The organism is Segeticoccus rhizosphaerae, assembly GCF_005222685.1.
GTDB lineage: Bacteria > Actinomycetota > Actinomycetes > Actinomycetales > Dermatophilaceae > Segeticoccus > Segeticoccus rhizosphaerae.
Genome location: NZ_SWMA01000005.1, coordinates 224068 through 231255, shown reverse-complemented (window position 1 = coordinate 231255; position 7188 = coordinate 224068). Strand labels below are relative to the sequence as shown.

General features: G+C 68.5%; 8 protein-coding genes. 5 read left to right on the top strand and 3 right to left on the bottom strand.

Annotated elements, in window-relative coordinates:
* Positions 1-276 precede the first annotated feature (276 nt).
* From FCN22_RS06515 to FCN22_RS06495, 5 genes are all read left to right on the top strand, one after another.
* Positions 277-759: a CarD family transcriptional regulator gene (locus FCN22_RS06515; protein WP_137120721.1), complete on the top strand. Its 483-nt coding sequence runs from the start codon at positions 277-279 to the stop codon at positions 757-759.
* 17 nt (positions 760-776) lie between these two features.
* The gene (gene ispD, locus FCN22_RS06510) at positions 777-1457 is read left to right on the top strand and encodes a 2-C-methyl-D-erythritol 4-phosphate cytidylyltransferase (protein WP_238384553.1); all 681 of its coding nucleotides are present in this window, start codon (positions 777-779) and stop codon (positions 1455-1457) included.
* The gene (gene ispF, locus FCN22_RS06505) at positions 1444-1932 is read left to right on the top strand and encodes a 2-C-methyl-D-erythritol 2,4-cyclodiphosphate synthase (RefSeq protein WP_137120719.1); all 489 of its coding nucleotides are present in this window, start codon (positions 1444-1446) and stop codon (positions 1930-1932) included. The genes ispD and ispF overlap by 14 nt, the downstream gene beginning before the upstream one ends.
* 124 nt (positions 1933-2056) lie before the next feature.
* Positions 2057-3142, top strand: coding sequence for an S-(hydroxymethyl)mycothiol dehydrogenase (locus FCN22_RS06500; RefSeq protein ID WP_137120718.1), 1086 nt, complete (start codon positions 2057-2059; stop codon positions 3140-3142).
* Between the two features lie 65 nt (positions 3143-3207).
* Positions 3208-3846: an MBL fold metallo-hydrolase gene (locus FCN22_RS06495; RefSeq protein ID WP_137120748.1), complete on the top strand. Its 639-nt coding sequence runs from the start codon at positions 3208-3210 to the stop codon at positions 3844-3846.
* A 79-nt stretch (positions 3847-3925) separates the two neighbouring features.
* Here FCN22_RS06495 and FCN22_RS06490 read toward each other — a convergent pair whose 3' ends face one another.
* The 3 genes from FCN22_RS06490 to FCN22_RS06480 all read right to left on the bottom strand — a co-directional run bounded on the left by FCN22_RS06490 (position 3926) and on the right by FCN22_RS06480 (position 7109).
* The gene (locus FCN22_RS06490; RefSeq protein ID WP_137120717.1) at positions 3926-4891 is read right to left on the bottom strand and encodes a glycine betaine ABC transporter substrate-binding protein; all 966 of its coding nucleotides are present in this window, start codon (positions 4889-4891) and stop codon (positions 3926-3928) included.
* Between the two features lie 74 nt (positions 4892-4965).
* A complete protein-coding gene (locus FCN22_RS06485) occupies positions 4966-5841 on the bottom strand; it encodes an ABC transporter permease (RefSeq protein ID WP_137120716.1) in 876 nt (291 codons plus the stop codon).
* A complete protein-coding gene (locus FCN22_RS06480; protein WP_137120715.1) occupies positions 5838-7109 on the bottom strand; it encodes a quaternary amine ABC transporter ATP-binding protein in 1272 nt (423 codons plus the stop codon). Before FCN22_RS06480 ends, FCN22_RS06485 begins: the two co-directional genes overlap by 4 nt.
* Between the last annotated feature and the right edge of the window lie 79 nt (positions 7110-7188).

The window sequence follows — 7188 nt, the reverse complement described above, 5'->3', positions numbered from 1 at the left end:
CCCAAGTTTCCCGTGCCGGACAGGCACTTCCGTGCATTACAGGCCCGTGTCAACCCCCGAACCATGAAACGGCGAGGCTAGCGGGCCGCCTTCGGAACCGGTCGGCATACCCGCGCGAGCGGCCCTGACAAGCATGTCCAAGGCGATCTGTCAAGAGGTCGTTTCACACCGCTGGGACCGGCGTTGGGCCTCTGACCTGCGCAAACGTCCACAGGTCGGTTCAGTGACGCGGCCCACTCGTGGTATCCTAGAGTTCGCGAAAGGGGCAAATAACATATGGAGTTCAAGGTCGGCGAGACGGTCGTGTACCCCCACCACGGGGCCGCACTGATCGAAGAAACCAAGACCCGCACCATCAAGGGAGAGGACAAGCTCTACCTCGTCCTCAAAGTGGCCCAAGGCGATCTGACGATCGAGGTTCCCGCTGAGAACTGCGATCTCGTCGGCGTCCGCGACGTCGTCGGTCAGGAAGGACTCGACAAGGTCTTCGAGGTCCTGCGCGCCGAGCACACCGAGGAGCCGACCAACTGGTCGCGCCGCTACAAGGCCAACCTCGAGAAGCTCGCCTCCGGTGACGTCATCAAGGTCGCCGAGGTCGTGCGCGACCTGTGGCGTCGCGACAAAGACCGCGGCCTGTCCGCGGGTGAGAAGCGGATGCTGGCCAAGGCCCGGCAGATCCTCGTCTCCGAGCTCGCGCTCGCCGAGCACACCAACGAGGACAAGGCCGAGGCCACGCTCGACGAGGTCCTCGCCTCCTGAACGTCGCCCTGGTCCTCGTGGCCGGGGGCCAGGGCACCCGGCTGGGCGCTGCCCAGCCGAAGGCGCTCGTGGCGCTGGCCGGCGAGCCGTTGCTGACGCACGCGCTGCGACGCGCCACTGCGTGCCCCGACGTGCGGCACGTGGTGGTGGTCGCGCCGAGCGGCCACCTCGACGAGGTGCGTGACATCGCACAAGCCCACCCGCGGGCCGACGACATCGACGTCGTGCCGGGGGGTGCCACCCGCACGGACTCGGTCGCGGCGGGCCTGCGCGCGCTGCACGCCGACGACGGCGTGGTGCTCGTCCACGACGCCGCCCGTTGCCTCGCGCCGGCCGCCCTCTACACCCGGCTCGTCCGCGCGGTCCGATCCGGGCACCCGGCCGTCGTGCCCGGTGTGCCGGTGCCCGACACCATCAAGGCCGTGGACGACGCCGGCCGGGTCCTCGCGACCCCGCCGCGCGAGAGCCTGCGGGCCATCCAGACGCCGCAGGCGTTCCTGCGGGAGGTGCTCGAGGACGCGCACCGCGCCGCAGCGGGCGACCGGGTCCGCGCCACCGACGACGCCGGGCTGGTCGAACGCTCCGGCGGGCACGTCCTCGTGGTCGAGGGGGACCCGTTGGCCCTCAAGATCACCACCTCCGCGGACCTTGCACTCGCCGAGCGACTGCTCGAGGAACAGCCGTATGCCGCGTCCTGACCTGCCGCGCACGGGGATCGGCGTGGACGTCCACCCGTATGCCGCGGACGGCCGCGCGCTGTTCCTTGCCGGGCTCGAGTGGCCGGGCGAGACCGGCATCGAAGGACACTCCGACGGTGACGTCGTCTCGCACGCCATCTGTGACGCGTTGTTCTCGGCCGCGGGGCTCGGCGACCTCGGCACCCACTTCGGCACCGGACGCCCCGAGCTGTCGGGTGCTCGGGGCCCGGTCCTGCTGGCTACCGCCCGGCAGGTCCTCGAGGAGGCCGGGTTCGCCATCGGCAACGTCGCGGTGCAGGTCGTCGGCAACCGGCCCAAGCTCGGTCCCCGGCGGCAGGAGGCGCAGGCCGTCCTGTCCGAGGCGCTCGGCGGCCCCCCGGTCTCGGTGTCCGCCACCACCACCGACGGGCTCGGGCTGACCGGCCGTGGCGAGGGACTGGCCGCGATCGCCACCGCCCTGGTCGTCCGCGCCTGACTGTCCCGCGTGAGTCTCGTATCCCAGATCCGAACCGCGGACGGCCATGCCTCCCGCGAAGCCGCTTGGCTAGGGTGCGAGGGAGAGGATCACGACAACAGTTCACGACACACAGGAGCGCGGAATGCCCAGCACGGTCAAGGGAGTGATCGCGCGCGCCAAGGGCGCGCCGGTCGAGGTCGTCGACGTGGTGGTGCCCGATCCGGGCCCCGGCGAGGCGGTGGTCAAGATCGAGGCCTGCGGCGTCTGCCACACCGACCTGCACTACCGCGAGGGCGGAATCAACGACGAGTTCCCGTTCCTGCTCGGGCACGAGGCCGCGGGCACGGTCGAGGCCGTCGGCGATGGGGTCACCGAGGTCGAGCCCGGTGACTTCGTCATCCTCAACTGGCGGGCCGTGTGCGGTCAGTGTCGGGCCTGTGCCAAGGGCAAGCCCTGGTACTGCTTCAACACCCACAACGCCACCCAGAAGATGACCCTCACCGACGGCACCGAGCTCTCGCCCGCGCTGGGGATCGGTGCCTTCATCGAGAAGACCCTGGTGGCCGCTGGACAGTGCACCAAGGTCGACCCCGAGGCCTCCGCCAAGGCCGTGGGGCTGCTCGGCTGCGGGATCATGGCCGGGTTCGGCGCCGCCGTGAACACCGGTGGCGTGGGCCGCGGCGACTCGATCGCCGTGATCGGCTGCGGTGGGGTGGGCAACGCCGCGATCGCCGGCGCCCAGGTCGCGGGCGCCACCACGATCATCGCGGTGGACATCGACGACCGGAAGCTCGAGCAGGCCAAGGCGTTCGGCGCCACCCACACGGTCAACTCCAGGAACGACGACCCCGTCGAGGCGATCCGGTCGCTCACCGGCGGCAACGGCGCCGACGTCGTCGTCGAGGCGGTCGGTCGGCCGGAGACCTACGAGCAGGCGTTCTACGCCCGCGACCTCGCTGGCACCGTCGTCCTCGTCGGTGTGCCCACCCCGGACCTGAAGGTCGAGCTCCCGATGATCGAGATCTTCGGCCGGGGCGGTGCGCTGAAGTCCAGCTGGTATGGCGACTGCCTGCCGTCCAGGGACTTCCCCATGTTGGTCGACCTCTACCAACAGGGACGCTTCGACCTCGATGCGTTCGTGTCGGAGACGATCACCCTGGACGACATCGAGGCGGCCTTCGACAAGATGCACGAGGGGAAGGTCCTGCGCTCGGTGGTGGAGCTGTGATGAGCGGCGACGACAGCGCCGAGAATGGAGCGCAGCGACCTGCCGCGGAGGAGCCCCGACCAGGGATGGTGAGCAACGAGGCGCGGATCGACCACCTCGTCACGTCGGGCACCTTCAGCCTCGACGGTGGCACGTGGGACGTCGACAACAACGTGTGGATCGTCGGCAACGACGAAGAGTGTGTGGTCATCGACGCCGCGCACGACGGCCCGGCCATCCTGCGCGCGGTCGGCAGGGAGCGCACGCTCAAGGCCGTGCTGCTTACCCATGCCCATGACGACCACATCAACGCGGTGGGCGAGGTGTTCGACGCGACGCGAGCACCGTCATACCTGCACCCTGACGACCGGATGCTGTGGGACCGGGTCTATCCGGTGACGCCCGACCACGAGCTCGCCGACGGTGACGTCATCGAGGTCGCCGGGGTGCGGCTGCAGGTGCTGCACACCCCGGGTCACTCGCCGGGGGCCTGCTGCTTCTACTGCGAGGAGCTGGGCACGGTCTTCAGCGGTGACACGCTCTTCCAGGGCGGTCCGGGCGCCACGGGGCGGTCCTTCAGCGACTTCCCGACGATCGTGGAGTCGATCCGGACCAGGCTGCTGACGTTGCCGCCCGAGACCGTGGTGCGCACCGGCCACGGTGACTCGACCACGATCGCGGCCGAGGCCGCGCAGGCGGACGAGTGGCGGGCGCCCGAAGGCTGAGCGCCGAGCTCCTCCTGACGTCCAGGGGCCCCGCCGACCAGGTCGGCGGGGCCCCTCGGGCGAGTCAGCGGAGGGCTGCTTACTTCAGGTTGGCGATCATCTTGTCGACGAAGGCCTTGTTGGCGCTGTCCTGCTTGACCCACGCCTCGACACCGGCGGCCGGGTCGTCCTTGTGCTTCTGGATGACCTGCAGCTCCAGACCAGCCAGGGTCTTGTCGTCCATCTTGAACGCCTTGACGGCCTTGGTGACCTTCGGGTGGTCCTTGCTGAATCCCTCACGGGCGATGGCGTGGACCTTCTCGGCCCCGCCCATCGCGCCCTTGGGGTCCTTGAGGTCCTTGATCGGGAAGGCGCTGTAGGCCCAGTGCGGGTGCCACAGGGTGACGACGATCGGCTCCTTGTCGTCGGTCGCCTTCTGCAACGCCGCCAGCATCGCTGCGGTGGACGAGGTCTGCAGGGTGTAGTCGTCCAGGCCGTACTGCTTCATCGCGTCTTCCTTGGTGACGCGCGTCAGCCCGGCACCCGGGTCGATACCGGTGATCTTGCCGTCGAACTCGTCCGCCTTGCCCTTGAGGTCGGCGATGGAGTTGATGTCCTTCATGTAGGTCGGCACCGCGATGTTGAGGGTCGCCTGGTCGTACCAGACGTCCAGGTCCTCGACCTTGTTCTTGATCTTCTTCCAGTAGGGGGCGTGCGTCTTGGGCAGCCAGGTGTCGAAGAAGAGGTCGGCGTTGCTGCCCGAGCCCTGCGAGATGCCGTTGAAGATGACCCCGATGTCCAGGCTCGGCACCTTGACGGTGTAGCCCTCCTTCTCCAGGGCGTACTTCCACAGGTGGCTGACGGCGACGTCCTCGTCCCACCCGGACGCGATCGGGATGGTGATCTCCTTGGAGGAGCTGCCGCCGCCGCCGCCGCTGGCGCCCGTGTCCGCCCCTCCGCTGCCGCCCGTGGCCGTCTTGCTGGACCCGCAGCCGGCGATCAGGGCTGTCGCAACGAGCGCTGCCACGCCCGTGGCCACCGCCTTGGAGGTTCGTGTCGTTCGCATGTCTCTATCCCTTTCCTAGGTGGTGGCAGTCACCGTCTGGCCGGTGAGTGCGGTTTGTGTCGGTGGCCGGGGGATCAGCGCGACGTCTTGCGCTGGGCGCGGGCCACGGAGGACCGTCCGCCCACGCCGGCGGTGACGCGGTCGAGGAACATGGCCAGGATCACCACGCCCAGTCCGCCCTCGAACGCGAGGGGCACATCCAGGGTCGTGAGGCCCTGGTAGACGTCGGAGCCCAGCCCGCCGGCCCCGACCATACCGGCGACCACGACCATGGACAGGGCCAGCATGATCACCTGGTTGACGCCGGCCATGATCGTGGGCATCGCCAGCGGGACCTGGATGCGCAACAGGATGGCTCTGGGTCGTGCGCCGAACGCATGGCCGGCTTCGACCATCTCCTTGTCGACCTGCTGGATGCCCAGCTGGGTCAGGCGGACGCCGGGCGGGATGGAGAAGATCACGGTGGCGACCATGCCGGGGATGACGCCGATGCCCCAGATGACCACTGTCGGCACCAGGTAGACGAACACCGGCAGGGTCTGCATGAAGTCGAGGACGGGCCGCAGTCCGCGGCTCACGACGCTGCTTCGTGCTGCCACGACGCCCAGCGGCACCGCGATGACCAGGGCCACCACGGTGGACACGATGACCAGGGCCAGCGTGTCCATGGCCGACGACCACAGGTTCATGCTCTGGATGATGAGCATGCCGATCAGCGAGCCGAGGCCCAGCTTCCAGGTGCCAGCGGCCCAGGCGAGCAGCCCGAGGATGATCGCGAGGATGAGCGGCGGGACCCAGTGCAGGCCGGCCGCGAGATTGTCGTTGAGGAAGTTCCCCACATAGCTGATCACATCGAGCAGGGGGCCGAGGTTGTCCTTGATCCACTCGACAGCGGTCTCGAACCAATCGCCGATGTGCAGTCTCGGGATGTTGACGGCGGTGGGAATCATGCCGTCACCTCCTTGCCCTTCGGCTTCACGCCTGGACCGTCGGACGTGAGCGAACCGTCCTCGGCGTCCCCGTGGCCGTTGCTCTTGGCGCTGATGTCACCGAGGGCAGCCAGCAGCGTGACCCTGGGGATGACGCCGGTCAGCCGTCCGTCCCCGTCGATCACCGCCAGCGGCACCTCGGTGTCGGCCGAGTCGTGGAACAGGTCGGCGACCACGGTGTCGGAGGTGACCGTGGGCACGTCGGTCTGCAGGATGTCGTCGATCGTGTCCCGACCGCTCTCGAGCGACCGCACCACGGACGGCTCGCGCAGGACACCACGGAACCGCCTGTCGCGGTCCACCACGAAGAGCGTGTCGATCTGGTTCTCCCGCATCAGCTTGTGCGCCGCGCGCGGACCCCCCTCTGCGCCCAGCAGGGCGACCGGAGGCTCCATCACCGACGACGCGGTGAGGACCCTGCTGCGGTCCACGTCCTGTATGAACCGGGCCACGTAGTCGTTGGCCGGGTCGTTGAGGATCTGCTCGGCGGTGCCGATCTGGACGATCCGGCCGTCGCGCATCATCGCGATCCGGTCGCCGAGCCGCATCGCTTCGTTGAGGTCGTGGGTGATGAACAGGATGGTCTTCTGCAACCGGTGCTGCAGCTCGATCAGCTGGTCCTGCATGCCCCGCCGGATCAACGGGTCCAGTGCGCTGAACGCCTCGTCCATGAGCAGGATGTCGGTGTCAGCGGCCAGAGCTCGCGCCAGGCCGACACGTTGCTGCATCCCACCGGACAGCTGGCCGGGGAGGCGGTCCTCCCAGCCCTTCAGCCCGCACAGCTCCAGCGCCTCGACCGCGCGCTGGTGCCGCTCGGCCTTGCCGACTCCCTGTGTCTCCAGGCCGTAGGCGGCGTTTTCGGTCACGGTGCGGTGTGGGAAGAGCGCGAAGTGCTGGAAGACCATGCTGACCCGCTCGCGGCGGATCGCCCGCAGCTGCTTGGTACTCGCGTCCGTGACGTCCTGGCCGTAGATCTTCACCTTGCCGGCCGTGGGCTCGAACAGCCCGTTGACCATCCGGATCAGGGTGGACTTCCCGGAGCCGGACAGGCCCATCACGACGAAGATTTCGCCTTCGTTGACGGTGAAGCTGGCGTCGATGACCGCAGCCGTCAGGCCATCGTCCTTGCTCAGCTGCTCTCGGGTGGCACCTTCTTGCAGTCGGGAGACGCCTTCCCTCGCTTTGCGTCCAAACACCTTGTAGAGGTGTTCCGCCTCGATGGCAGGCACGAAAAAATCACCTTCTGCGGTCAGCTATGAGTTCGAATACAGCCCGACATCGACCCTTTCCAGGCGCGGACAGTCCCTC

What these genes read in the sequence shown, in the direction of transcription:
- FCN22_RS06515 (WP_137120721.1), top strand. Translation starts at nt 277, where the DNA reads ATGGAGTTCAAGGTCGGCGAGACGGTCGTGTACCCCCACCACGGGGCC.
- ispF (WP_137120719.1), top strand. Translation starts at nt 1,444, where the DNA reads ATGCCGCGTCCTGACCTGCCGCGCACGGGGATCGGCGTGGACGTCCAC.
- FCN22_RS06500 (WP_137120718.1), top strand. Translation starts at nt 2,057, where the DNA reads ATGCCCAGCACGGTCAAGGGAGTGATCGCGCGCGCCAAGGGCGCGCCG.
- FCN22_RS06495 (WP_137120748.1), top strand. Translation starts at nt 3,208, where the DNA reads ATGGTGAGCAACGAGGCGCGGATCGACCACCTCGTCACGTCGGGCACC.
- FCN22_RS06490 (WP_137120717.1), bottom strand. Translation starts at nt 4,891, where the DNA reads ATGCGAACGACACGAACCTCCAAGGCGGTGGCCACGGGCGTGGCAGCG.
- FCN22_RS06485 (WP_137120716.1), bottom strand. Translation starts at nt 5,841, where the DNA reads ATGATTCCCACCGCCGTCAACATCCCGAGACTGCACATCGGCGATTGG.